Origin of the sequence: Sphingomonas sp. Xoc002, assembly GCF_050408055.1 — a bacterium.
In the GTDB taxonomy this organism is placed as follows: Bacteria; Pseudomonadota; Alphaproteobacteria; order Sphingomonadales; family Sphingomonadaceae; genus Sphingomonas; species Sphingomonas yabuuchiae.
On sequence record NZ_CP191175.1, the window covers coordinates 1,706,713 to 1,731,661 of the forward strand.

At 61.0% G+C, this 24,949-nt stretch carries 21 protein-coding genes, 3 pseudogenes and 1 other annotated feature; of the genes and pseudogenes, 12 read left to right on the plus strand and 12 right to left on the minus strand.

Annotated features, from left to right (window positions below):
* Positions 1-9: 9 nt before the first annotated feature.
* Positions 10-1,238 (minus strand): IS3 family transposase gene (locus tag ACQR50_RS07615; RefSeq protein ID WP_428970459.1). Its coding sequence is split into 2 segments (ribosomal slippage): positions 10-950 and positions 950-1,238, totalling 1,230 coding nucleotides; the frame shifts between segments, so codons are not numbered across the junction.
* Positions 841-957 (minus strand) — a sequence feature (AL1L pseudoknot). Its footprint overlaps the gene before it by 117 nt.
* Positions 1,239-1,560: 322 nt before the next feature.
* Here ACQR50_RS07615 and ACQR50_RS07620 point away from each other — a divergent pair.
* Positions 1,561-1,806, plus strand: a pseudogene (locus tag ACQR50_RS07620) (integrase core domain-containing protein); the annotation flags it as partial.
* A 233-nt stretch (positions 1,807-2,039) separates the two neighbouring features.
* Here ACQR50_RS07620 and ACQR50_RS07625 read toward each other — a convergent pair.
* The 4 genes from ACQR50_RS07625 to ACQR50_RS07640 all read right to left on the minus strand — a co-directional run bounded on the left by ACQR50_RS07625 (position 2,040) and on the right by ACQR50_RS07640 (position 6,669).
* A complete protein-coding gene (locus ACQR50_RS07625; protein WP_428970460.1) occupies positions 2,040-2,405 on the minus strand; it encodes a hypothetical protein in 366 nt (121 codons plus the stop codon).
* A 106-nt stretch (positions 2,406-2,511) separates the two neighbouring features.
* The gene (locus tag ACQR50_RS07630; protein ID WP_428970461.1) at positions 2,512-3,186 is read right to left on the minus strand and encodes a hypothetical protein; all 675 of its coding nucleotides are present in this window, start codon (positions 3,184-3,186) and stop codon (positions 2,512-2,514) included.
* Between the two features lie 100 nt (positions 3,187-3,286).
* Complete coding sequence (locus ACQR50_RS07635; RefSeq protein WP_428970462.1) at positions 3,287-5,428, minus strand: peptidase domain-containing ABC transporter; 2,142 nt, start codon at positions 5,426-5,428, stop codon at positions 3,287-3,289.
* The gene (locus tag ACQR50_RS07640) at positions 5,425-6,669 is read right to left on the minus strand and encodes an HlyD family secretion protein (RefSeq protein ID WP_428970463.1); all 1,245 of its coding nucleotides are present in this window, start codon (positions 6,667-6,669) and stop codon (positions 5,425-5,427) included. The genes ACQR50_RS07635 and ACQR50_RS07640 overlap by 4 nt, the downstream gene beginning before the upstream one ends.
* A 274-nt stretch (positions 6,670-6,943) precedes the next feature.
* Between ACQR50_RS07640 and ACQR50_RS07645 the strand changes: the two are divergent.
* Both ACQR50_RS07645 and ACQR50_RS07650 read left to right on the plus strand, forming a co-directional pair.
* Positions 6,944-7,122 (plus strand): annotated as a pseudogene (locus ACQR50_RS07645) (transposase); the annotation flags it as partial.
* 272 nt (positions 7,123-7,394) lie between these two features.
* A pseudogene (locus ACQR50_RS07650) lies at positions 7,395-7,925 on the plus strand (IS630 family transposase); the annotation flags it as partial.
* Between the two features lie 383 nt (positions 7,926-8,308).
* On the opposite strand, the gene ACQR50_RS07655 reads toward ACQR50_RS07650, so the two are convergent.
* Both ACQR50_RS07655 and ACQR50_RS07660 read right to left on the minus strand, forming a co-directional pair.
* A complete protein-coding gene (locus ACQR50_RS07655; RefSeq protein WP_428970464.1) occupies positions 8,309-9,244 on the minus strand; it encodes a YiiG family protein in 936 nt (311 codons plus the stop codon).
* Between the two features lie 235 nt (positions 9,245-9,479).
* Complete coding sequence (locus ACQR50_RS07660; RefSeq protein ID WP_428970465.1) at positions 9,480-10,259, minus strand: class I SAM-dependent methyltransferase; 780 nt, start codon at positions 10,257-10,259, stop codon at positions 9,480-9,482.
* Positions 10,260-10,346: 87 nt separating this feature from the next.
* On the opposite strand from ACQR50_RS07660, the gene ACQR50_RS07665 reads away from it, so the two are divergent.
* Entirely contained in the window at positions 10,347-10,778 is a 432-nt protein-coding gene (locus ACQR50_RS07665; RefSeq protein ID WP_428970466.1) for an Rrf2 family transcriptional regulator, read from the plus strand.
* Here the strand turns inward: ACQR50_RS07665 and ACQR50_RS07670 are convergent.
* Positions 10,775-11,683 (minus strand): LysR family transcriptional regulator, encoded by a 909-nt coding sequence (locus ACQR50_RS07670; RefSeq protein ID WP_294305053.1) that lies wholly within the window; start codon positions 11,681-11,683, stop codon positions 10,775-10,777. The two genes, ACQR50_RS07665 and ACQR50_RS07670, sit on opposite strands and share 4 nt — an antisense overlap.
* Positions 11,684-11,789: 106 nt before the next feature.
* Here ACQR50_RS07670 and ACQR50_RS07675 point away from each other — a divergent pair, with 106 nt between their 5' ends.
* The 3 genes from ACQR50_RS07675 to ACQR50_RS07685 all read left to right on the plus strand — a co-directional run bounded on the left by ACQR50_RS07675 (position 11,790) and on the right by ACQR50_RS07685 (position 14,318).
* Positions 11,790-12,617, plus strand: a complete 828-nt coding sequence (locus tag ACQR50_RS07675) for an oxidoreductase (RefSeq protein ID WP_428970467.1) — start codon at positions 11,790-11,792, stop codon at positions 12,615-12,617.
* Between the two features lie 181 nt (positions 12,618-12,798).
* Entirely contained in the window at positions 12,799-13,785 is a 987-nt protein-coding gene (locus ACQR50_RS07680; protein WP_428970468.1) for an alpha/beta hydrolase, read from the plus strand.
* A 383-nt stretch (positions 13,786-14,168) separates the two neighbouring features.
* Positions 14,169-14,318 (plus strand): hypothetical protein, encoded by a 150-nt coding sequence (locus ACQR50_RS07685; protein WP_428970469.1) that lies wholly within the window; start codon positions 14,169-14,171, stop codon positions 14,316-14,318.
* A gap of 4 nt (positions 14,319-14,322) precedes the next feature.
* On the opposite strand, the gene ACQR50_RS07690 is transcribed toward ACQR50_RS07685, so the two are convergent.
* Both ACQR50_RS07690 and ACQR50_RS07695 read right to left on the minus strand, forming a co-directional pair.
* Positions 14,323-14,835: a MucR family transcriptional regulator gene (locus tag ACQR50_RS07690; RefSeq protein ID WP_428970470.1), complete on the minus strand. Its 513-nt coding sequence runs from the start codon at positions 14,833-14,835 to the stop codon at positions 14,323-14,325.
* 181 nt (positions 14,836-15,016) lie between these two features.
* Positions 15,017-15,601 carry a cell wall hydrolase gene (locus ACQR50_RS07695; RefSeq protein WP_428970471.1) on the minus strand — a complete coding sequence of 195 codons (585 nt, stop codon included), beginning with the start codon at positions 15,599-15,601 and terminating at the stop codon, positions 15,017-15,019.
* 336 nt (positions 15,602-15,937) lie between these two features.
* Here ACQR50_RS07695 and ACQR50_RS07700 point away from each other — a divergent pair, with 336 nt between their 5' ends.
* The gene (locus ACQR50_RS07700) at positions 15,938-16,105 is read left to right on the plus strand and encodes a hypothetical protein (protein ID WP_428970472.1); all 168 of its coding nucleotides are present in this window, start codon (positions 15,938-15,940) and stop codon (positions 16,103-16,105) included.
* Here ACQR50_RS07700 and ACQR50_RS07705 read toward each other — a convergent pair.
* Positions 16,076-16,729, minus strand: a complete 654-nt coding sequence (locus ACQR50_RS07705) for a PAS domain-containing protein (RefSeq protein ID WP_428970473.1) — start codon at positions 16,727-16,729, stop codon at positions 16,076-16,078. The two genes, ACQR50_RS07700 and ACQR50_RS07705, sit on opposite strands and share 30 nt — an antisense overlap.
* Positions 16,730-17,283: 554 nt before the next feature.
* Here ACQR50_RS07705 and ACQR50_RS07710 point away from each other — a divergent pair.
* The 3 genes from ACQR50_RS07710 to ACQR50_RS07720 all read left to right on the plus strand — a co-directional run bounded on the left by ACQR50_RS07710 (position 17,284) and on the right by ACQR50_RS07720 (position 23,005).
* Positions 17,284-19,308, plus strand: coding sequence for a glycoside hydrolase domain-containing protein (locus ACQR50_RS07710; protein WP_428970474.1), 2,025 nt, complete (start codon positions 17,284-17,286; stop codon positions 19,306-19,308).
* Between the two features lie 89 nt (positions 19,309-19,397).
* On the plus strand, positions 19,398-21,914 hold the full coding sequence (locus ACQR50_RS07715) for a TonB-dependent receptor (protein WP_428970475.1): 2,517 nt from the start codon (positions 19,398-19,400) through the stop codon (positions 21,912-21,914).
* 5 nt (positions 21,915-21,919) lie between these two features.
* A complete protein-coding gene (locus ACQR50_RS07720) occupies positions 21,920-23,005 on the plus strand; it encodes a YdcF family protein (RefSeq protein WP_428970476.1) in 1,086 nt (361 codons plus the stop codon).
* 56 nt (positions 23,006-23,061) lie between these two features.
* Here ACQR50_RS07720 and ACQR50_RS07725 read toward each other — a convergent pair whose 3' ends face one another.
* Positions 23,062-23,652 carry a TetR/AcrR family transcriptional regulator gene (locus tag ACQR50_RS07725; protein WP_056439816.1) on the minus strand — a complete coding sequence of 197 codons (591 nt, stop codon included), beginning with the start codon at positions 23,650-23,652 and terminating at the stop codon, positions 23,062-23,064.
* Positions 23,653-23,752: 100 nt separating this feature from the next.
* Here ACQR50_RS07725 and ACQR50_RS07730 point away from each other — a divergent pair, with 100 nt between their 5' ends.
* On the plus strand, positions 23,753-24,949 hold the full coding sequence (locus tag ACQR50_RS07730) for an efflux RND transporter periplasmic adaptor subunit (protein ID WP_428970477.1): 1,197 nt from the start codon (positions 23,753-23,755) through the stop codon (positions 24,947-24,949).

The window sequence follows — 24,949 nt, forward strand, 5'->3', positions numbered from 1 at the left end:
GGTTGTGAGTTACGCTGCCATATCGATGATGTCCGCGGCAGCATGATATTGCTCTTCGGCTTCGGCAGGCGGGATGTTGCCGATGGGTTCCAGCAGGCGACGATGGTTGAACCAGTCGACCCATTCGAGCGTGGCATATTCGACGGCTTCGAAGCTGCGCCAAGGTCCTCGCCTGTGGATGACCTCCGCCTTGTAGAGGCCGTTGATCGTCTCGGCCAAAGCGTTGTCGTAGCTGTCGCCGACGCTGCCAACTGATGGCTCTATCCCGGTTTCGGCGAGGCGCTCGGTGTATTTGATGGAGACGTACTGCGACCCGCGGTCGCTATGATGGACGAGACCGCTTCGATGGGCCGGCCGGCGGTCATGAAGCGCTTGTTCCAAAGCATCGAGGACGAAGCTGGCATGCGCTGTCCTGCTCGCTCGCCAGCCGACGATGCGTCTCGCGTAAGTGTCGATGACGAAGGCGACATAGACGAACCCCGCCCAGGTAGCGACGTAGGTGAAATCCGACACCCACAGCATGTTCGGCGCTGGCGCGTAGAACCTGCGGTTGACGTGATCCAGCGGGCACGGCGCTGCTTTGTCGCTCATCGTCGTGCGAACCGGCTTGCCCCGGATCACGCCCTGTAGACCCATATCGCGCATCAGCCGCTCGATGGTGCAGCAGGCGACCGGGAAGCCCTCGCGCATCATCTGCCGCCAGACCTTGCGGACGCCATAGACCGCGAAGTTCTCGGCGAACACACGCGCCACCTCGGGCTTGAGAACCTGATCCCGCTGCGCCCGCGCCGACAGGCGCATTGGATCCTGCCGCTGCGCGACACGCTCGAAATACGTCGATGGGGCGATCGGCAAGACGCGGCAGATCGGCTCGACCCCATAGGCTTTACGGTGATCATCGATGAAGGCGATCATCGCCGGAACGGGCGGTCGAGCTCCGCCTGGGCAAAATATGCGGATGCCTTGCGGAGGATCTCGTTGGCCTGTCGCAGCTCGCGGACTTCGCGTTCCAGCGCCTTCATCTTGTCAGCGACATCGGTCGGAACGCCAGCGCGCTTGCCGCTGTTCACCTCCGCCTTCTTTACCCACTCATGCAGCGTCTGCGGAACGCAGCCGATCTTCTCGGCAATAGAAACTGTCGCTGCCCATCGCGATGGGTGATCGCGCTCGTGGTCCAGCACCATCCGTACCGCTCGCTCGCGGACCTCAGGCGCAAACTTGTTCGTCGTCTTGCTCATGCAGGCTCCACCTTCTCAGGAGTTGGAGCCTCCGACAAACCCGGGGCGGTTCATATTCCGAACAAAGTGTTTGCTGATTATGCAGCGATAAGTGACCCTGCAGCTCACCTGAACGAACGTCTTGTTTGGAGTCGGGGCTGAAGGCGCTTGGACGTCCGTTATTGGGTCACAACCATTCACGCGAGGCCGCCCTCCTTCCAGCGCAGCGGCGTTGAGGTAGAGCTCGATGGCGTGCGCTCCGACCAGCCGGAAGGGTGCTTGCGAGATCGCCGCTCCGCGACGGCAGGCTGGCATGAGCAGCGCTGCGGCAGCCCGGCACTCGTCCGCGAGGGTGCGCGACGAACTGCTCAACGAGACGCTGTTCTTCATCATCGGCCAAGCCCGCTCGATCCTGGCGCGCTGGGTCGACGACTACAACACGGAGCGACCGCACTCGTCGCTCGGCTACGCCACTCCGGCAGCCTTCGCTGCCGGGCTCGAACAGCAACGGGCGGGGTTAACCCCGCCCGTTGCTTCACTTGCGCTTATGCGCGAAAAGCACGGTCGGTCTCTGGTCGCCGCCGGATGAAAGACCGGGGTCCCGTCACAGAATACTTGGGCCGCACCCGCTGAATAAGCGTCGCGAGCGAAGCTTGCGATCGCTGTATTGCTGCTCGGACGGCATGCGGGGTCGTGGAGTTCCTATGACGAAATTGTCCCATACGGCCTCCTTGCATTCCAACGGAAGGATCGCACCATCAAGCCTTGGAATAAAAAACCTATTAACAAGTTGCCGTAGCATTCGTGACAATCACAATGCCGTCAACTGGAATAGCGTAATTTGTAAATCTTTATAGCATCACGCATATAGATTGCTGCAACCATAATTCCAGATATGACTGGCCAATCATAATGGTGAATATAGGTGTTGAGGGCGCCAATCCATATAACGCACAGGATGATAACAGGTATTATAATAAGGTGAGCATTCCGAAAATCTTCTCCAATATTTTCAGAGAGATTGTGCTTGTTGAATACTACAGCGATTGCACTCGCGGCAATAGCTGCGATCGCAGATCCATATGAATGGGTATAGCTCAGGGAATACGCCGCAGCGGAAAACGCAATCAGCGCAATAACGCAGTCCAGTGCAATTTCAAAGCGGCCACCATTTGATTGGCTTTTCATGACGTTCAACCCATTGCAATACTTTTGTCAATGCATGCGATCAGGCACTCGGCTGCATAATGACGAAGGCCCCCGCAGAATGCTCTGCGGGGGCAAATCTGCGGCTTCAGTCTTCTTGTTCGTGGTTGCCGCCGCCATCCCAGCCGCCACCGCCACCGCCACCGGCGTCGCCACCACCGGTATCATCCCCACCAGCGTCGCCACCACCCGTATCGTCGCCACTACCCGTATCGTCGCCACTACCCGTATCGTCGCCACTACCCGTGTCGTCACCGCCGCCCGTGTCGCCACCGCTGTCGCCACTATCGCTCGGTGGCACCGAGTCCGGGGGGAGGTCGGCTGCATTCCCCGATTGGGCGTCGGAAACATCCTGTTGTACAGCGTGCTGATAGCCGGAACTTGTCGACGCATCGGGATCATAGGCGGTGTTGCCGAGGACTGCGTGACTGATCGCGTCAGAGATGGACTCGCCGGGATGTTCAAGGAAATCGTTCAAAGCATCGCCGACTTTTTCGCCAATCACCGATCCTGCGGTCAATCCGGCGGCGCTGCCATATTTGCTGCCGATCCCATAGCCAATGGCAGCGCATACGGCAGATGATACGCCGAGGCTTTCAGCATCGCCCGGCGAACAGAGAACGGCACCGACTGCCGCGCCAATTTCGCCGCCGCTGGCATTGCCGTAGGTGCTACCGATCAGCCCGCCAATGGCACCTCCGGCCGTTCCAAGGGCGCTCGAACCAGAGACGTAATCACATTCATCCTTCGTCAAAACGCGCATGACAAATCTCCTATTTCATTGATTTGTTGTGAACCACAGCTCTTTGATAACATCCTTGGTACATCCCTCCTCTCTACACAGTTAAAGCTAATGCTGCTGATCAGCTCACCGCCACAACGACAGGGGCAGGTGCGCCATCTTTTTTCAATACTCTACCGTTTTGCAATTCTACCCTTCTCTCAGCAAAAGCCAGAGTTGAGGGTCGGTGCGCAACGACAATGCATGTAATTCCAAGGGCGAGGAGAGACCTATTAACTTGCTCCTCATTCCCAACATCAAGATGGGCGGTGGCCTCGTCCATCACTATGACTTGAGGTTTGCGATAGAGGGCGCGGGCTATCAAGATTCGCTGCTTTTGGCCACCAGACAAGGCTGATCCCATGTCGCCAACTAACGACTCGTAAGCCATCGGCATTGCCATGATGTCCTCATGAATAATGGCCAGTCGCGCGGCCTCTTCGACGCGCTCCTGATCAATTTGTGGATCGAAGAAGGCAATGTTCTCCGCGATCGATCCCGCAAACAGGGTATCGTCCTGCATGATCGATCCGACATGCTCGCGATATGATGCCAAGCCTGAAAGGGTGAGCGCTTTCCCGTTGACTAGGATTTTCCCGGCCGTCGGCTGCAGCAAGCCAAGTAACAGCTTCAACAACGTCGTCTTTCCACTTCCCGACGCGCCGACGATCGCCAATGCCTCACCTGGCGCGATCACGAGGTTGATGCCGGCCAAGATATCGGGCTCGCCCGAGCCATAGGAAAAGTAAACATTTTGCAATTCAATGCTTTTGATCGGACCCACCGGGTTCCCGAGAGACGCAGTTGGTTCCGGCGCCGTGAGGGCAATATCCCCGATCCGGCCCAACTGAACGTCGAGCATGCGATAGTCCGCGATTTTACCAACGACGTTAAGACTCGCCGACAAGAACTGCTGCTTGTATGCCCCAAACGCGGTAATCATACCAATGGTGAACGATCCGGATAGATTTAATCGGATTGCAATATAAACAAACAGGATGTTCTCTATGGCAATTACGGTCGAGTTGGCCATTGAGAATATAGCCTGCAATCGGGCGATCCCGACACTTGCGTTGACAACAGCCGCCCGCCGCGCCTGCCAAACTCGCAAACGGTCCTGCTCTCGACCGAACAGCCGGATCGGAGTTATGCCCCGAATCGTTTCTATCAGTACCGCTTGTTCTCGGGCCTGCGCTTGAATGACGCTCACGTTCCGCATCCGCAACACGCCAAAATAAGACCAGCGAATTGCGATGTAGAGCGACAGTCCGAATAATGTGACGCCCGTCAGGAGCGGTGAATAGGTCAGCATCAGAGCCAGCGTGACGATCGTCATCACGCCGTCGACGATGGCTTGGATCAGTCCGTCACCGAGCAGCGCCGTGATCGGTTGCGAGGAGTTGAAGCGCGTGAGAACGTCTCCGACTGATCGCTTATGGAACCATCCGATCGGCAAGCGCACCAGATGGCGGAACAGGTTGGATACGAGCCTGTAACCCAACTCATTGGACAGGCTGATAATGGCCCAGCTACGCACGAAAGCCGTGATCTGAGACAGGATGGCCAGCGTGCCGAAGCCCAGCGCCAAGGCCGTTAGAAAATCTAGGTCATGAGATGGAACGACACTGTCGAGTCCGATCTGAAGATAGAAGGGGCTAGCGAGGGAGAACAATTCTATCAAGAATGACAACAGCAGAACACGGCCCAGCGCGCTACCCAGCCCTGGCGCACGGCTCCAGAGTTGCCAAAGGGACAATTTCGATCGTTCGCGTTTTGGTTTAAACGCTAATGAAGGTGTCGCCTCGACCACCACGCCGGTGAAATGTGCGGATAGTTCTATCGCACTTATGATGCGCTCACCGCATGCTGGATCGTTGACGGCGTACCGGCGCCGCTGCCCCCGGCCCATGACTCGGGTCAAGACTACGAAGTGGTTGAAGCCCCAGTGTAGGATTGCCGGCAGTGCTATGTCGTCGAACTCGGTCGGGTCACATCGCAATGGTCGAACATCGAGCTGAAGCTGTTCGGCGATCCGCAAGAGCGCCGTTAGCGTCATGCCTTTAATGCTGACACCAAACCGCGCGCGCAGCGACAACAAGTCGACATCGTGCCCATGATGACCGGCAATCATTGCGAGGCAGGCAAGGCCGCATTCCGACGCCTCGTCCTGATGCACCATCGGTGTTCGTTCGCGCCGCGAGAGTGCAAGAGCGATGTCGCTCATGACCGCGCCTCCACGGCGCGAATGGGCTCCAAGATCCAATCGAGGAAAGTGCGCCGATCCAGAATAATGTCCGCGCTCAGTGTCATGCCGGGCTCTAGCGGCAATACTTCACCGAATGCCTCGACTCGCTGCTGGTCCAAGGCGACGCGGATTTCGAAAACGGGGTCATCCAGCTTGATCGGTGTGTCAACTTCCCCTGGCGCCAGCACAGAGTGGGATATACGCACGATGTGGCCTGTGAATGTGCCGAAACGCTGGTAGGGAAATGCATCGTACATTATCCGGACGGACTGACCGACCCTTGCCATGCCGATCGCACGCGACGGGGCGTAGAGAGTGGCCTGCATATGCGCGCCCTGTGGTACGATCGCCAGCAAGGGCAGGCGCGAGTCAACGCTGCGGCCCGCCATAGCCTGCAGGGCGGTCACTCGACCCGTTATTGGCGCCGTGATCGTGAAAGCATGTGCTCCCTGGATATCGATCCTGTGCTGATCGAGCTGATCAATACTGCTATGAAGATCCGCAACTTTGCTGGCATGCTCGGAAGGCAACTTGGCCAAATCCGCTTCTGCCTCGCTGCGACGTTCGTCGAGCTGCGAAATCTGCTGTATAAGAGACCGAAGTTGGGATTCCGCCGCTAGCCAAATCTGCCGACGCTGCTCGTAGTCGGTACGAGTTTCAAATCCCCTGGCCACAATGGCGGTCATCGCATCGAAGGAGTGGCGAGTGGATAACACAGCCTCTTTTTGCAAAGCGATCTGGGATGCTAGTTGAGTGCGCTCTGCGTTGAGATCACTCTTAAGTCGAGTGAGGCGCTGGCGCTCTTTTTCTGCTCGGTCATCTTCATAGCCTAGTTCGCGCCGCGTGAGTCGAGACTGCTCAGCAACCGACGCTAAGCGCTCCGCATCAGGCGATATGCCGCCCTCCAAATCCTGTTCTGTGTTGATCGTCGCAAGTGGTTGTCCTTGCCGAACCAAATCGCCATCCCGCACGCTCAGCCACACCACGCGCCCTGGTCTTTCAGCATAGACCTTGGATAATACCCCTTCCGGCGCCAGCGAGCCGGCTACTGTTTCGGACCGCGAATAGTGACCCAAGCTCGCCCACAGAGCGATTGACACCGTGATAGTGGTCAGCAGACCAGTAACGACAGACAGAGGAATCGAGCGTGTAAGCGTTACATCGCCTTCCAGGCGATGTCTTTGGCCATCAATGGCTTCTGTTCTGAACAAGTCCTGCATCACGAATTACCGAATCCAGGAGATAAAGTCGGTATGACATTAATGCTGGCTTGCAACTCGGTACACTGACAGCATTATGAAAATGCGTTTATCTCCGAAATGGATCGATGGCGTTCATTTTGGCTGCGGCTGAAAGATACTCTTGCAAAATATGACTTTTGGGATTTGCAAGGGGGGAATCGTTAACACATGGGGCCAGCTTTTAAGGAGGCTGGCGATGGGATCGGGTTGGCGGAACGAACTGGAGGCATAGCTTTCGCCGTTTGCCGCAGCGTTGCGGAACAAGACGCTGCATTGGTGTGTCCGGTTCACATCGCGGGGCTGATCGGGCCGGGTGACCGCAGGAACGTTCAGCCCATGGCGGCACGGGAGGGCCAAGTGAGCTACGATCGGCCCCATCACTTCGTCGGCTGCCGGGCCTGGAGTGAAGCCCCGCTTGAGGCGGCTTTGCTAGGTTTTTTATTCCAAAGTTTGATGGTGCGATCCTTTCGTTGGAATGCAAGGGGCCGTATGGGACAAGTTCGTCATAGAAGCTCCACGACCCCGCATGCCGTCCGAGCAGTAATACAGCGATCGCAAGCTTCGCTCGCGACGCTGATTCAGCGGGTGCAGCCCAAGTATACTGCTACAAATTAGAGCGGTTTCTGCCCGATCTGAGTCGATGAGGGATTCCCATTGGTGCCTGGTTCTGATTCACGATGCTGGCTGGATGGAGGCCGGCATGGATGGGCAAGCCATTGTCGATGTACCTTCGGTCGCGAGCACTGGCTGCGGTCGATGAGGGAGTGAATTGCCGGGCTGCGGTACGGCTATTCGGGGTTGCCGCCGCGACGGTGATCCGCTGGCACGACCAGCGGCGCAGCACGGGTAGCTACGCGGCGAACGCGCAGGGCGGTGATACGCGGCCGCAGCGGATCGAGGCGCATTAAGATACGGTGCTGGCGCTGCACGCAGCAGGGCGCGACATCACGCTGGAGGAGCTGCGCCGAGAGTTGGGCCAGGCGGGTGTGACAGTGGCAATCTCGACGCTGCACCGCTTTTTGCCCGACACGGCATCACGCTCCAAAAAAAAGACCGGGCATGCGGTCGAGCACGATCGCACAGACGTCCTGATTGCGCGCGAGGACTGGTTCGATGGCCAGCTCGACCTTGACCCTGAGCGGTTGGTGTTCATCGACGAGACTTGGACCGCGACCAATATGACGCGCAGCCACGGCCGCTGCCGGCAGGGCGAGCGGCTGCGGATGGGCTATCCTAGCGAGGTAGTTTGATATTAGTCGACCACGTAAAATCGGCGCAGGTGCTTGTCCGTAAAAGCGTCCGGCAACGCAGGCCTGCGCAAAATCGCAGATCGCGACGTCCGACCGTGAGATAGTCCTTTCAATGCACTCGATCAGCTGCCTCTATCGTTAGTCGAGCACTTGAGTGGATATGACACGTTTATCCCTACCCAATTGTGCAGCCTACGGAGTACCTGAACGAGCGTCCGGTTCCGAGATGAGCCTCGATCGCTGCGAATGACCGGATGTGGGTCATTTGTACAAAAGTCCGGCGGTTTCTGGTGCCGTTCGCCTCAGCATCCCATTCCTACGAAATCGAGGAATGGGATGCCAGTTAATTCACAAAACCCTCTCAGATGTCAGCACTGGCTGACATTGAGGTCGTTGATGACGCTGTTGTAGGTCTGGAGCAGCGTTTCGGCGTCCTCTACCGCCTTCGGCTTCATCATCTGGAACGAGGCACCATTCCTGCGATCCTTGGCATAGGTGCCGTCCTTGGTGCGCTGGATGATATCGCGCCCGGCTGCAAGATAGGCATTGGCGTGCAGCATAAAGCTCGCGCATGCCGTCTTGTCCCTCTCGCGGACCTTGTTGTCGAACTGGATGGCCATGGTGTTGAACTGGTCCAGGGACGCTTTGAATGCCGCCTTCTGGTCGCCCAATCCCTTGCCATCGAGCACCCCGGAGGCATGATCCATGCTCTCCTTGAGATAATAGACGGTGCCCTTGCGATAATAGTCCAGGGTATCCTTCTTCGTCGCCTCGAATGCGGCCTTGATGCGCGCGCGGTCTGCGGCGTCGATGGCTTTTGCATAGGTAGCCTGGGCCGATGCAACATTGTCCAAGGCGGTAAGCAGCGCCGGCTGGAGTTCGCGGCCATGGGCGCCATTGTCGCTCACATAGGTCTTGGCCTCAATATAGTTCGCCATATCACGATAGAGCGGCGCAACCTTGGCAAGCGCTTGGCTATAGGTTCGCGCCGCCCCGTCGAGTTCCGGCATGGCGGGCTTCATGGCTAAAGCCTTGTCCAACTGCGCCTTGATCCGGTCTATGCCCGGATCGGACGGAAAGAAAAGTTTTGTCAGGTCCTTGCCGCTGTCGAAAACCGGTTTGATGGAGCGCTGATAGGTGGCCACTATGTCGGCAAAGGGCGTGCGCGCCGTATTGGCCGCTTCGACATAGGCATTGTATTTCTGCATTTCGTTCTGGTCGGCAGCCGCTGTCACCGCGCTTGAATTTCCCTCTTCCTTGCTTCCGCACGCAGAAAGCGCGAGCACGCAAGCGGGAAGAGCCATGGAGCGAAGCAGTATCCTGAACACAAAAACGACCTCAGTTTGGTTGATGCCAACAGGCGGTTCCAAGTCTTTTGTTGGAAAGACTTTCGGACCGCGGCGCTCCCTATGCCCCCCTTGGGTACCCCTTTCAAATTTGGGAATTTTTATAACCGCACTGATGGGTAGAGTTTTGTGCTCCATCCAAGCGGATCTGCTGTTCTTCGATTGCGATCGCTATCTCGTAGCATAGTGATGGTCAGCGCCTGGCTACACCGATGAGAGCGGTTGAAGGGATGGGCAGGATCATTCGATCACCAGCCATGTCTCGCACCTCAGCAACGACGGCGGCCCTCCCGGTATCACTCAAGCTGATCCAGTCGGGGGACATACCGAACAAGGTATCAGGCTCGGCAAGTGCGCTGATATCGAGCGCATAGTCGTGGGTGACATGTTGGATCTGGGGATCCTGATATCCCGCGGCGATGAATTCGCGGGCAAAATCGCTCGGGTCGCTCAACGCCTTGACCGCATTCGGCATGGTCATGCCGTCGCGCCCGGGAAACAGCTTGCGACGGATCTGGCCGAGCAGGAGAAAGGTTGCCGCCCCGCCATCCTGCCAAGTCGTGACCACGCCGTGGCCACCCGGCCGCGTTACTCGTGCCATTTCCGATAGACCCTTGCGCCAGTCAGGAAACATGATGACTCCGAAGATCGAGAAGACCGCATCAAAACGGCCGTCTTCCAGAGTCAGGGCCTGTCCATCCATGACGCATGCTTCGACATTGGGCAGGTTCGCAGCAGCGATGCGCGCCACCATGCCGGGGGAGAAGTCGGTCGCTAGCACGCGTGCGCCGGTACGCGCCGCTGCCAACGTCAGCGCGCCAGTCCCGGCCGCCACGTCCAGCACGTGGCTTTCTGATGTCAAAGCGACCTTTGCGAGTGCCGCCTCGGCATAAAGGGACGTGAATGGATGCGCCGTTTTCTCATAGTGCTGGGCGGCTGTGTCCCAATGATCTGGGTTTTCATAGGCAGGCATAATCGACGCTCCGCGAATCATGTAACATGATAAGTATCGTGATACTGAGCCCTTGCCAATCTCGGTGGCGCCGTGAAGGATCAAATCGTGCGTAACGACAGCCGCCTTTCGCGAATGCTCCATGTGCTGCTCCACATGGCGCGGCATGAGGGACCAATGACCTCCGAGGCGCTCGCCCGCATGCTGGGTACCAACCCGGTCGTGGTACGGCGCACGATGGCTGGTCTTCGGGATGCAGGGTATGTGCGGTCGGAAAAGGGCCATGGCGGCGGCTGGGTGATCGCGCAGCCCTTGCAGAACGTTTCGTTGCTGGACGTATACCGCGCGGTTGGCGGACCCCGCCTGTTCGCTATCGGCCATGAGAACGCCAATGCCGACTGCGCTGTCGAGAAAGCCGTTAATACTGCGCTGGAGGGTGTGCTCCGTGACGCCGAGGCGCTGCTGGTGGCGCGCCTCGATTCCGTCAGCCTGGCCGAACTGGCGCGCGATTTCGACGCACACTGCGATGCGGCTAGCTAGAAAGCCGCATCCTCACCCGATCTGATCATATCGATTACCGCGCGCAGGGCCGGTGCCATCTGCCGTTGCTGGGGGTAACACAAATAATAGCCGGGAAAGGGAACCGACCACTCCGCCAGCAGCGGAACGAGGGCACCTTGCGCAAAAGCGTTGACGACAGACTCCTCCTTAAGGAAGGCGATCCCGATGCCAGCAAGCGCGGCGTCCACCATCACGGCGCGGCTGCTGGTGATCAACGGCCCTTCGACCGCCACCGAGAACCAGTGGCCCTTCTCAAAAAACTCCCATGCATAGGGGCCGGGCTGCCCCGGCCAGCGCCAGCGGATGCAACGATGCTGGAGCAGGTCCTTTGGCGTTTGCGGAACGCCGTGCTCGGCCAAGTATGCGGGCGCGGCGACAGCCAGCTGGCGAATATCCTCGCCTAGCCGAAGTGCGACCATGTCGCGTTCGATCACTTCGCCGATACGGATTGCGGCATCATAGCCGCTGCCGACGATGTCGACGACCGTGTCATCAATTGTCAGATCGAGCGTGATGTCGGGGAACGCGCGCGCCAGCCTTGGCAGGATCGGCACCACGAACCTGTCTGCGGCAGCATGGAAGCAGTGCAGGCGGACTGTACCGGCTGGCAGCTTCGCGGCAGTACGCGCCTGCTCCAGGGCGCCCGTCAGGCTGTCGATCGCGGGTGCGATATCACCGAGCAGCGCGGCGCCAGCCTCGGTCAACGACACGCTGCGGGTGGTGCGATGGAGCAGGCGGATGCCTAGCCGCTCCTCCAGGCCGCGGATCAACTGGCTCAGCGCCGAGGACGATACCCCCAACTGCTCGGCCGCCCGGCTGAAACTCTGTTGCTCGGCGACGGCTGCAAAGGCGCGCAAGGCACCGAACTCGCTGGGATGGATCATGGCGTGCACCTCAGCATTGTGAAGCTGACCTTACAAGCCTTGGTAGCAAGTGATCGATTATCCGCCTGGGATGAAGCGCTACATCTGGCGGCGAAGGAGAACAGCTATGAAGACATGGTTCATCACGGGTATTTCCCGCGGCCTCGGCAAGGCGCTCGCGCAGGCGGCGCTCGCTCGGGGCGACACCGTCGTCGGTACGGTGCGCGAGGCTGCGCCGGATTTGGAAGTGGGTCATGGTACGCTGCATGTCCTGACCGTCGATCTTACCGATGCGGCGGCGATCGCACCGGCTGTAAGCGCGGCGTTCGACAAGGTTGGCCACATCGACGTGCTGGTCAACAACGCCGGCTATGGCCTGCTCGGGGCGATCGAGGAAGCGACGGACGCCGAGTTTCAACGGCTGTTCGCGGTCAACGTCTTTGCACCCTTTGCCATCATCCGCGCCGCGCTTCCGGCCATGCGGCGGCAGGGCAGCGGTCACATCCTGAACATCACCTCGATCGCAGGCCGTGCGCCGGCGGGATCGTCTGGCCTCTATTCGGCGACCAAATCCGCGCTCGAAGGCCTAACACAGAGCCTAGCCCAGGAAGTCGCGCCTTTCGGTCTCAAGGCCACGGCCATCGCACCCGGTGCCTTTCGTACCGACTTTCTCAGCGGTCATTCGATCCGCCGCAGTCAGGGCAGCGAGCAGTATGCCGAAAGCGTCGGGACCGGAATCGCACGGCTTGACGCGATGGCCGGGCGCCAAATCGGCGATCCGGACAAGGCGGCTGCGGCGCTCCTCGAATTGGTCGACACGCCCAATCCGCCGCTTCATCTGCTGCTTGGGAGCGACGCGCTGCGACGTGCCCGAGAGAAGCTCGACGTGGTGATCGACGAGATGGATCGCTGGGAAAGCGTAACGCGTTCGACCGATTATGAGGAAGATGCCTGAGCGGCTGGGCCTGAGCAGCTATCACCTTAAACTAAGGCGCCACCCAGCGGTGCAAGACCAACCCGCTCAAGGTCCGTTTACGGGAACAGGGGAGGGGGCGCTTTGACGCAATGCTTGGGCCCTGTCAGCATCGCTTGCGGCGCAGCTGCGATCCGGCGCGCGTCATGAGGAGCGCAACGACATGATCGACCAGAAGAGCGGCATCATGGTCCAGGGCCGTTTGATACCGTTTCCCTCATCGATAAGCCAGGAAGCTCGCGCCAGTCTCGAACGACTGGTGAATGACGATGGCGTCCCGATCAACGCGCTCTACTTGATGCCACCGCCGGACGATCATGCGGGCTGGATGAAGATCAAGGCGGCAGCGGACGGGCATTATGCGGCTGCAGTGAAAGGGCTGGCCGGTACGTTGCGTGCCAGCGCCGAGACGCTTCGCATCGGCGAGACCACGATCCATGTCGCGACGCCCGAGACCATATCGGTGCCGGATGGCGCCTATGTGGATTTCCATGGCGGAGCGTTCGTGTTTGGTGGCGGCGAGGCGTGTCGCGTGCAGGCGCGGATGCAGGCGGATCGGCTTGGGGCGCTCAGCTACGGCGTCGATTACAGGATGCCGCCCGAGCATCCCTATCCGGCGGCATTGGATGACGCGATGGCGGCGTATCGCTACGTGCTGGAACGGCACGCACCGTCGCGCATCGTCGTGGGCGGGCGATCGGCGGGCGGCAACCTTGCTGTCGCGATGCTCCTGCGCGCGAAGGACGAAGGACTGCCCATGCCCGCCGGCATGGTTCTCCTGTCACCAAAGGTCGATCTGACCGAGTCCGGCGACAGTTTCCAGGTTAATCAGATGGTGGATGTCGTGCTGCCCGGATCATTGATGCGGAACAACGCGCTGTATGCCGGAGGGGCAGACCTGTCGCATCCTTATCTCTCGCCATTGTTCGGAGATTTAAAAGGCCTGCCGCCGGCCTTCCTTCAATCCGGCACGCGAGACCTCTTCCTGTCCAACGCTGTACGGATGCACCGTGCACTGCGCCAAGCGGATGTGGATGCCGAACTGCATGTCTTTGAAGGGATGCCGCACGGAGGATTTCAAGGGAATACCCCGGAGGACGACGACTTGGCGGCCGAGATAGCCCGGTTCGTTAAAGCTCGCTGGCAGTGACGTACTCTTTCAAAATTGTACCCAATGAAACAGCGATGCATTCGGTTTCAATGCGACTTGATGCCTCATAGTCGAGCCGCCGCTGCTTGGACCATTTGTCGCAGATTTTTACCGCCTCGGCGCCTTCAGACCCAGCTAGGGGTATCGATGGGGGTGTCAGCCGGTAACGTGAAAGAAATATGCATATAAATCATATGGATAGGTGTTGGCGTGGGTGCAAAATCATCCTGCCCCCGCAACCATCACCACACACCACTCGCCGCCCCCACGGGCGGCGTTGTCGTTTGGGGTACCACGACGCCCTCAGCCTTCGACCTCGCCCCGGCTGAACGTGACAGTTCGCATCACGCGGCCCACCTTGCCCCATGCGAAAAGAGACGGACATGGCCTTCGCCATGCCCGCCCCTCCCGCCGATCCGCAGATCGATAAACGCCGCAACCCTGCCTTACGCCTTCAGGCCCTTCGCCATGAGTTTCGTGCGTTGAGAAGGAATGGCAGGCAGGGCCGGCTGGTCGAAGCCAGCCCTGCCTGACCGGTCACTCGCCCGACAGATGCGCAGCCGCAGCGCTCTTGGCGGCCTTCACGCCCTTGGGCTTGGCTGCGCTTGCGACCTTGGTGCCCGGCTTGCGGCCAAGGCCGATCTTCTTGGCCATCGCCCGGCGGCTTTCCGAATAGGTCTCGGACACCATCGGATAGTCGGCCTTGAGGTTATAGCGCTCGCGATATTGCTCGGGCGTCAGGCCGTTGGTGGCGAGGTGACGGCGCAGCGTCTTGTAGGGCTTGCCGTCGATCATCGAGATGATGTGGTCCTTCGACGCCAGCGACTTCCGCACCGAGACGGCAGGCGTGTATTCGGTGGTGTCGACGGCATCCGTTGCCGCCGTCTCGCTGCCGCCGGCCAGCTTCAGAATGGCGCTGTGCATGCTGCCTAGAAAGGCCGGAACCTGCTCGGCATCGATGCGGGTGTTGGGATTGCCCAGCCAGGCAATGGTCAGTTCGGTAGCGAGTTCGACCGCATGCGCGGTATCGGTGATGGTTTCGTCAGCCATTATCTATCCAGATGGGAGTGGCAGGAGTGTCAAAACGCTGCGCGGTTCCGGAGAACCGTAAACGGCCATGTCACAGCAGCGACCTTGCAGCAGCAATAACAGCACGGCGTCAAGCAATGATTTGGTCCGATAGTTGGGCGATGTGTTTCATTACCTGGCCGCGCGGAAGTAATCATACCGCTCAGAGGCGGACGTAGAAAAGGTGTGTGTCGACTTTCGCTACCTTGATCATTGTGTCCCGGCAATACGGCACCATCCAGTCGGCATGATAATGCGTCGCGCGGCCCACATCCGCAAAGACATGGCCTGCAAGTGCGTCTCGTGCCACCCGTCGCGCCGCAGACCAGCCGAAATGTCTGGTGCGCCGCTTGATCGAACCATCGCAGGTAAACGAGAATTGGCAGCCGGTGGTCCGGTCGAAACCCTGATAGACGACGCCGCAAATGGTGCGCGGAAAGCCAGGAGCACGCGCGCGGTTGAGAATGACCTGAATGACGGCGCGTTGCCCCCGCGGGTCGTCACCCACCTCATAGAGGGCAGCGGTGGCGAGGCAGTCTACGGCTTGTGCGCGCTCGGCGGGGCCGCCTCGAAAGTGATAGGGCGCTGCGCGGACGCGCGCAGCAGCAACGATGGGCACCCTGGCGTTCGAGGCGCGGGCCTGCGCCATCGTCATCTTTCTGGGAGGCTTTGTCTCCGGCACAACGCCGACCGTATCCAGAAGGCCAGCAGCGATGGCGACGGCTGCCACGACAAAAAGCAGCAGCAACCAGCGCTCCGCGGCGACGTCGCGCCGTACCGGGCGGCTCCTAGAAGCATATGGGGTTCGTCGGGATGCCATCATCGACACGCTAGCGCAGCGCGCGGGGCAAGGCAGCGTCAATCACGCCGACTCCATTCGAAACACACCCCGGCTTGGACGGCAGCAAACGGTGACAGGCGGACCATCCTCGCCTTCGTCGCGCCCAGACGACCTATGGTGATCGACCGGCGACGGCATGGCGTCCCGAACATGGTTAATGCGCTGGCGCTTTTGGCATTTACGTCGTCAATCGATTGACTAGACTGTCCCGCGTATACGAAAAAAACGCGATGGAGATGGCTCTTGCAAGTCGCCAACGATGGAGATCAGCTCGAAAAGGCCGATGCGCTTCTCAAGGAAGCTTTGGCGCTGCTGGATGATCAGGGCTTGTTAGTCGCGGCCGCACATCTTTCCGGCGTTATCGAGATGGTCGAGCAAGCCTCAATCGGACGCGGGAATCTCATAGCCTGATGCCAGCACGCGCTCCATCTTTTGCAGACCGAGCTGGGTAAATTGCACGTTTTCATCAATCGATGAGCATGTCTCCATCACGCCCTGGCTGATCAGGTAACGTATCCACCGCCTCGCCACCTGCGGAGAAAGCCCGGTTTCGGTCGTTATATTGAGAATTCCAACGACTCGTCCCTCGGCCTCCGCCAGATAAACGCAGTTCAATATGTCGCCCAGCGGGCTCATCGCCACATCGCTGCCGAATTCCTGCTGCCGGACCTGGCGCAGTCGTCGCGCCCTTAACGCCATCTCCCACAATCTGGCTGGCGGAAGCTCGCGTCCCTCCTCATTCCAGAAAAGAGTGCTGACGAGGCGGTCGGGATTGTCGAAGCGGGTGACGTAAACATTGGCCGTAACCGTCGTGCCGTCAGGTCGCGCATATCGTTTTTGCAATCGAACCGGCGCGGCTCGCTTGATCAGCGAGGCAAGCATTGCCTCGCTACGTCCCAAATCGTCGGGGTAGGTTATGTCCTTATAGGACATGCCTATCACCTCATCCTCGCCGCGACGCAGCAACTCCAGAAAGCCTGCGTCTGCCTCGAGGATGAAGCCGTCGATGGTGGAGACGCAATGCGCCGTCGGCATATCTGATGAGTCCGTCCGTGAACGCTATCATTTCCTAACAGACTGGCACGTCAGCTTTTCTTGCGTCAATAAACAATGTTGTGGTCGGCGACGATCATCCTGATCGGGGAAGACCAGTCTGTCATGATGACGGACGGCGGTGTCGGATTGGTTCCTTGTCGCGGAGGTTGATCACGGGTTTCATACGTGCCGCCGGTTCGCCAGTTTGGCTGAGCCGCAAACCGAAAACCGCTGTTCGCTTACCCCCAGGCAGCCGATCATTGTCAGGAACGTGCCCAACTCTGTTATTTCACTAGCGGCGAAACGCACTCAAGCGGCCACTCCGCGTGCCTGGACGCGCGGCAGGGATCGGGCAGCGGCGCGTGAACGACCGGGTATGGGCCGAGCCGTCGGTGGACATAGTTTAAGGCATGTTTCGACAACCTATGGCTATGAAAGCGCTCTTCCCCGCCGGGATCGGCTCATGGCTGATCCGCCGGTCACGGCTTCGTCAAGAAGGGCCAATAGGAAATCCGTCTTTCGCTTGGCGGAGCGACCAACGAGGAATCAAGTGGATGAGATGTATCATTGCGGCTGGGTTGGTCATGATCGGGACGCCTGCATTTGGGCGCGATGCCCCGGCCGATCTGGTCGATCCGTTCGTAGGGACGCTGGCGGATTTCGGGCAGCTGACGCCCGCTGCGGTGGCGCCATTCGCCATGGTGCAGCTGGGCCCCGATACCAGTCCCGCCAATCACGCAGGCTATGACTTTGCGGCAGATCGGCTGAACGGCTTTTCTTTCACGCGCGGTGTCGGCGTCGGTTGTGGGGGTGGAGGCGGCGACCTGCTCGTGTCGTTACGCCCCGCAGGCGCGGGCGGCCCGGCGGTTATGGACAAGCGCAGTGAGCGCGCTGCGGCGGGCTTTTACCGGGTCGCCTATGACGGGGGCGTGACGGCGGAGGCTACCGCGACCCGGGGGGCGGGGCTGCTCCGTTTCTCGACGCAGCGGGCCGGGCGGGTCGTGCTGCGGATCGATGCGCGGCACAGCTATGCCAAGCGCGCCTCGGCAACGTGGCGAACGACGAACAGCGACGACCTTCGTGCCGAGATGGTCGCGGGGACGGTGTGCGACAAAGGCCTTTATCACCTGTTTGCGTCTAGCCGTGTGACCGTGAACGGCCGCCCGCTCCACCGCATGATGATCGTGAAGGATGGCACGGCGGCCTTGGACCTGGACCTTCGGCGCGGGGACGTCGTCCAGCTGGCGACCGGCCTGTCGAGCGTGGATGTCGACGGTGCCGCACGCGTTCGCGACCGGGAAGTGGGAAATCGACGTTTCGAGGCGGTCGCGGCGGCCACGCGCGCCGATTGGAACCGTGTTCTGGGAAGGGTGCGGCCGGAAGGGACAAAGAGCGAACAGGCGTTGTTCTATACCTCGTTGTTCCGGGTCTTTCAGACGCCGGTCGCAATCGACGATCCGGATGGTCGGCACAGGGAGAATGACGGGTCGATCGCGCGCTCACCCAAAGGGCAGACCCGCTACGCCAGTTGGTCGCTATGGGACAATTATCGCACGCAATTGCCGCTGCTCACCCTGCTGCAACCCGAACGCAGCCGGGATATCGCCCGCTCGCTCGCCGATCTCTACATACGCGGCAAAGCGCAATGGGCGACGATGAACGAGCCGTTCCTGACCGTCCGCACGGAACATGCCGGGATTGCGCTGCTCGATATGCGGCGCAAGGGGATCACCGGCTTCGACGCTTCCGCCGCGCTGAAGGGCATGGTGGCCGACAGTGCCACCCTGCAACGCGATACGCCCGACCAGCAGATCGAGGCGGCCTATGACGATTGGGCAACCGCGCAACTGGCACGCGATCTGGGGGATGATGCGACGGCAAGCGGTTTTTTGGCAAAGGCTGTCGGCTACCGCCCGATGTGGCGGTCGGTCTTCGAAACACCGGGAGCGGATGGCGACATCGTCAAGGCGCGCGGTCTGTATCAGGGAACCTTGTGGCAATATCGCTGGGCGCCGGTCTTCGACCTCGAATGGATGACCGCGACGGTCGGGAAGAGGGATTGGCTGGCGCAGCTGCATCGCTTTTTCGATGATGGCCTGTTCAACATGACGAACGAGCCGGACATCCACGTACCGTGGCTGTTTGCGGCGGCGGGGGAGCCGCAGGCGACCGCCGACCTGGTTCGCAGGATCCTGACGCAACCGATGGCGCATCCCTATACCAACGAAGGCAAATTGGCGAAGCCCTTCGTCGGACACAGCTTTGCAGCGGCGCCGCAGGGGTTCGCCGACGGTATGGACGACGATGCCGGGGCGATGACCGCCTGGTATGTCTTCGCCTCGCTCGGGCTTTATCCGCTCGTACCGGGTGAGCCCTGGTATCAAATGACGGTCCCTGCATTTTCACGCACGACGATGGATTTGGGGCAGGGACGGCGTGCGACGGTGCGACGGGCTGGGCCGCGTGACGGCAAGATCGTTCAAGCCGACTGGAATGGCCGCGTGCTGACCGACTGGCGGATCGGCCATGACGCGCTTGTCAAAGGCGGCGTTTTAACCGTCACCACGCAGCCGCACTGATCCAGGTTGGTGCGTAAAATATCGGGTTTCACAAATCTGTCGTGAACGAGCGGCATGGGAGCCGCCAATTAATCCGAACGGGGGAAATCATGATCTTTGCCAAATCCGCGCTGCTGCGTGCGACCGCGCTGGGCGCGGCACTCGTCGCCGCTCCGCAAATGGCCAGCGCACAGACGGCCAACGAGGCGGCGGGCGACGCCGTGCAGGCGGATGCGGCACCGTCGGAGGTTACCGGCGAGGATGTGATCGTTACCGGCTCGGCCCGACGGCAGCGTCGTTTCGACGTGTCCTACGCGGTGAACTCGTTGGGGCAGGACGATGTGAAGCGGCTGGCCCCGCTGAATTTCGCCGATCTTTTGGGCAAATTGCCCGGCATTCAGGTCGAGGCGACCGGTGGCGAGGTGCAGAATGTCACGCGCGTGCGCGGTATTCCCACCGATGACGGCTATGCCGTGTTCCAGCAGGACGGCCTGCCGCTGTTCCACGACATCAACGGCAACTTCTTTCGCGGCGACAGCCTCAACCGCTATGACCTGATGACGGAGCGGGTCGAGGTGGTTCGCGGCGGTCCCGCGCCGATCTTCGCCAGCCAGGCGGCGGCGATCGTCAACTCGATCACCGCGACCGGCACCGCCACGACGCGCGGCAAAGTGCAGGTGACGCTGGGCACCACCGACCTCTATCGCCTGGACGCGATGCAGGCGGGGCCGCTCGGCGAGCGGACTTATTACGCGGTCGGCGGCTATTTGCGACAGGATGGGGGCCAGCGGGACAATGGCTTCCCCAATGATCGCGGGGGGCAGATCCGCGCCAACATCAAGCGCGACCTGGACAATGGCACGCTGAAGATCAGCGTCAATTATCTGAACGATCACAACACCTTCTATCTGCCGATCCCGGTCGCCGATCCGCGCGACCCTTCGGTGTCGCTCAATCCGTATATCGACTTCTTCCACGGCACCCTGAATTCGCCTGCCTTTCGTGGGGTGACGTTGAAGTACCGTGACTCCGCCGGTGTGGTGCGCAGCGAAACCCGCGATCTGGCCGATGGGCGCCACATGGAATATGGCAATCTCGGGCTGCAATATGACGCCGAGTTCGGTGGCTGGCAGTTCTCGGCCAAGGCCGGGTACACCCAGGGCAAGCTGCGGTTCGATGCGCTGTATTCGACGTCGAACCCGGTCGACGCCAACAGCTTCGCCAATAGCTTCCGGACCGCCGCCACGGCCGCCTTCGGCGCCGTTGCCCGGCTGGGCTATGCGCTGTCGGGCACCAACGGCGCGACGGCCTATGACCCCTATGCGGCATCGGGACTGGTCGTGCAGGGCCAGTATCGTGGCGTCGATTCCCGATTCTATTCGGGGCAGGGCGATGTCAGCGTTACGCGCAAGTTCGAGACCGGGTTCGGCAGCCATGATCTTCGTCTGGGCGGCTATGCCTCCGCCTATGGGCTGACCAACAAGGCGGTCTATCAGGACTATCTGATGGAGGTCCGCGGCCAGCCCCGCACGCTCGACCTCGTCGCCTATTCGGCGACCGGGGCGGTGCTGGGTTCCGTCACGGACAAGGGCGTGCTGCGGTACGGCACGACGCTGAACCAGGGTGACGTCGATTCCACGGTGTATGCGGTCTATGCGAACGACACCTGGGAGGTGGCATCCGGCCTGCGGATCGACGGCGGCATTCGCCATGAGTGGTACAATATCAACGGCTATGGCCTGACATCCACCTCGGTCAATCTGGGCGATGCGGCAACGCTCGCCGACAACAGCGTCCGCAGCTTCGACGGCGGTCGCCAGACCCGCAAGGACAGTCCGGTCGCGACCAACTGGACGGTCGGCGTCAACTATGACGTCAGCACCCATTTCGGCGGCTATCTCCGCGCATCGCATCTCGAGGTGCCGCCCCAGTCTTCGAGCTATTACAATATCAATCCCGTTCTGGTGAAGACCCAGGCCGATCAGTACGAAGCCGGGCTGAAGGCGTCGTTCGGCCGCAACTACCTGTACATGACCGGCTTCTATACGAAGTTCGACCCTTTCAACGCGTCGTTCGTGGCATTCAATCCGACCACCGGTCGCAACGACCAGGCGGTGCCTTTCATCGGGCAGGCCGAGGTGAAGGGCGTCGAGGTCGACGGCACGCTGGCACCTGTGCCCTGGTTCTTCGTGTCGGGCTCGTTCACCTATCAGGAGCCGAAGTACCGGAACCTCCAGAACAGCTCGGGTGCCGATCCCTCGGCGGTCAACGGCAAGCAGATCATCCGCGAGCCCAAGGTCTTCGCGAATATCCGCCCGACTTTCGCCTTCGATACCGGTGGCGACCAGGTCGAGGTCTATGGCCGCTACGAGTTCGTCGGGCGTCGCTATGTCGACCTGTTCAACAATACCGGTCTGCCCGCCTACAACACGTTCGGTCTGGGTGCGACCCTGACCCATGGCGGGTTCCAGTTCCAGGTCGTCGGCGACAACATCTTCAACAACAAGGGCCTGACCGAGGGTAATCCGCGGACCGACCAGCTTGACGGACAGACGTCGCGCGATGCGATCTATGGCCGGCCGATCTTTGGCCGCAGCGTGCGGTTCGTCGTCAGCAAGGCTTGGTAAGACCGATGCGACGAATGGCGGCGGCGACGCTGGCGATCGCGATTGCCATGTGGTCGCCCGCCTATTCCCAGCCCGCAATACGCGACGGCCAGCTGTCCGCGATGGCGCAGCGCCTGTTTCCGGCGCTGCATGGGCCGCTGGCAGGGGAGGCGCGTGACCGTCGCGTCGCGGCTTGCGCCGGGGCGCCTGCGTGCGTCGTGGAGGCGGCGATCCTGCGCGACGACGAGCGGGAGGCCTTGGCTGCCCGCTCCCCCGACGGCGGTGACGATGTGCGACGGCAGGTCGACGGGCTGAACGAGATCCTGCGGGTGTATGGGGTCGGCAAATTGCCGCGCTATCCGCTGATCGACGGGTCCGACTCGCCCTTCGGTAGCGATACCTTCGCAGCCAAGGTAGCCGACGCGGTGGTCATGTCCATGGCGCAGCGCAGCGATCCGGCGCTCGGCGGCGATATCAGCCTGTCGCTCGCCCTCGCGCTGCTCGACGTCAACGACAAGAATGCGGCGGTAGCATTCGAACCGCTCGATCAGCGATACAATGCTGCGGCGTTCAAACGCGCGCGAACGACGACTTGGGGGCGGTACCGCTATAGCGCGATCCTGGTACTGGGCGTCGGGCCGGATGATCTGGAGACGCCGCTGAGCGCCAAGGGGAAGGTCAACGTTCGCGTCGCCGCCGAGCAGTTTGCCATGGGCCTCGCACCCTTCCTGATCGTCAGTGGCAGTGCGGTGCATCCGCGCGACACGCCCCATGTCGAGGCATTGGAGATGCGTCGCGCGCTGATCGAACGCTATGGCATTCCGGCAGATGCGATCGTGATCGAACCCTATGCCCGGCATACCACGACGAACCTGCGCAACGCCACGCGCCGGTTGATCGCGTTGGGCGCGCCGCTGGACCGGGACATGCTGGTGGTCAGTAACGCATCGCATATCGATGCGGTCGCCAGTCCGGCCTTTGTCGAACGCAATCGTCGCGAACTCGGCTATCAGCCCGCCATCGCCGATGGCCGGATCGCGCCCACCGCTATCGCCGTGAAACCTTCGCGCGAATCGCTGCGCGTCGATCCCGCGGACCCGCTGGATCCCTGATCGGCACGACGCTGCCCGCCTGCCGTTCCAAAAGAACGGTCGGGATCGGCGTAAGCCTATTTCGCGCCTTCGATCAGACAGTCGATCAACTTGTCGCTGGCGGGCTTCACCTCTTCCTGATGAAGCGTCCGTGCGCAGACCGAACCGAGCGAGATGATCATGAAGGCCTGAGCCAAGGTGCGGTGTTCGTCCTCCACCACGTCGCTGCCCATCAATCCGGCGAAGGCGCGACTGATATTCTCGAAGGCCTGGGCGCGCACGTCGAGGAAGATCGCCCGGATCCGCTCGTTGCGCGCCGCCTCCGCCGCAATCTCCAGGAACAGCCGATCGCCGCATTCGTCCTTGCGACAGGGCGTCGAGACCAGCCAGCTGATGATCCCGGCCCGGTCGCGGTTGGTCAGCGCGGTGTTGAGTGTATTCTGGTCCGCGATCCGTTCGCAGTCCGCCGCCACGATCGCGGCGATGATGTCCTCCTTCGAGGGGAAGTCGCGGTACAGCTGCTGCACGGCGACACCGGACTCCTTGGCGATTGCGGCTATCCCCGTGGCATGAAAGCCGTTTTCGACGAACAGCCGGCGAGCGACCTCCTTGATGGTGTTCCGGCGCAGGTCTGCGCGCGTGGGGGCAGTGCAATCGATATTCGTCACAATGGGGCCTCTTCTAATCAGTTGACGCGCTCGATCGGCGGGCCTAACTCCGCTGTTTGTGAGTGATCGCTCTCAAACAATTTTTCAAGCGGGAAATGATATGTCTTCCAATCGGCTTATGGGTCGTGTGTTGGCATCTGCCGCCTTGCTCGCACTGGCCGCTTGCGGTGCCGGTGGCAAGCAACAGCAGCAGCAGGCGGCGCAGGGACCGGCGCCGGTCAGTTATGTGGTGGCGAGCGAGCAGCCTGTCACCCTCACGACCGAATTGCCCGGCAGGACCACCGCATTCGAAACCTCCGATGTTCGTCCTCAGGTCAACGGCCTGATCACCCGGCGACTGTTCGTCGAGGGCGACATGGTCCGTCAGGGACAGCCGCTATATCATATCGATCCGGCACCCTACCAAGCTCAGGTCGCCAGTGCCCGCGCCGCGCTGACCCGTGCGCAGGCGAGCATCGCGTCGAGCGCCGCGCTGGCGCGCCGCTATGGCGAACTGGTCAAGATCAACGCGATCGCCCGGCAGGAGTATGAGAACGCGCAGACCAGCGCCGCGCAGGCGCGTGCCGACGTCGCGGCGCAGCAGGCGGCCCTCCGCTCGGCGCAGATCGATCTGGCGCGCACCACCATCCGCGCGCCGATCACCGGCCGGATCGGCCGTTCGGTGTTCACTACCGGTGCGCTGGTGTCCGCGTCGCAGGCCGACGCGCTGGCCACCATCCAGCGCATCGACCCCATCTATGTCGATATCCAGGAGCCGAGCGCCGAATTGCTGAAGCTGCGGCGCCAGATCATGAGCGGCCAGCTGACCCGCGACGGCAATGCCCGTGTCCGGCTGAAGCTGGAGGATGGCAGCGACTATGGCCCACAGGGTACGCTCCGCTTCGCCGATGTCACCGTCGACCCGACCACCGGATCACAGGTGATCCGCGCCTTGTTCCCCAATCCCAACGGGCTGCTGCTGCCCGGCATGTTCGCGCGCGCCTCGCTGGTCGAGGGAACGCAGTCCAATGCCTTCCTGGTGCCGCAGCGTGCGGTCAGCCGCGACGAAAAGGGCCAGGCGACCGTGATGGTGATCGGCGCGGGCAACAAGGTCGAGGGGCGCACGCTCCAGACCGGGCGGTCGGTCGGCGACAGCTGGCTGGTCACCAGCGGGTTGAAGGCCGGGGACAAGATCATCGTCGAAGGCGGCATGATGCTGCGCCCGGGCATGCCGGTGCAGGGCAAGCCGTGGAATCCCAACGCCAAGCCCGCGGCCGCGCAGCCGCAACAGGGCTCGGCGCAGACACAGGCGAAGTAA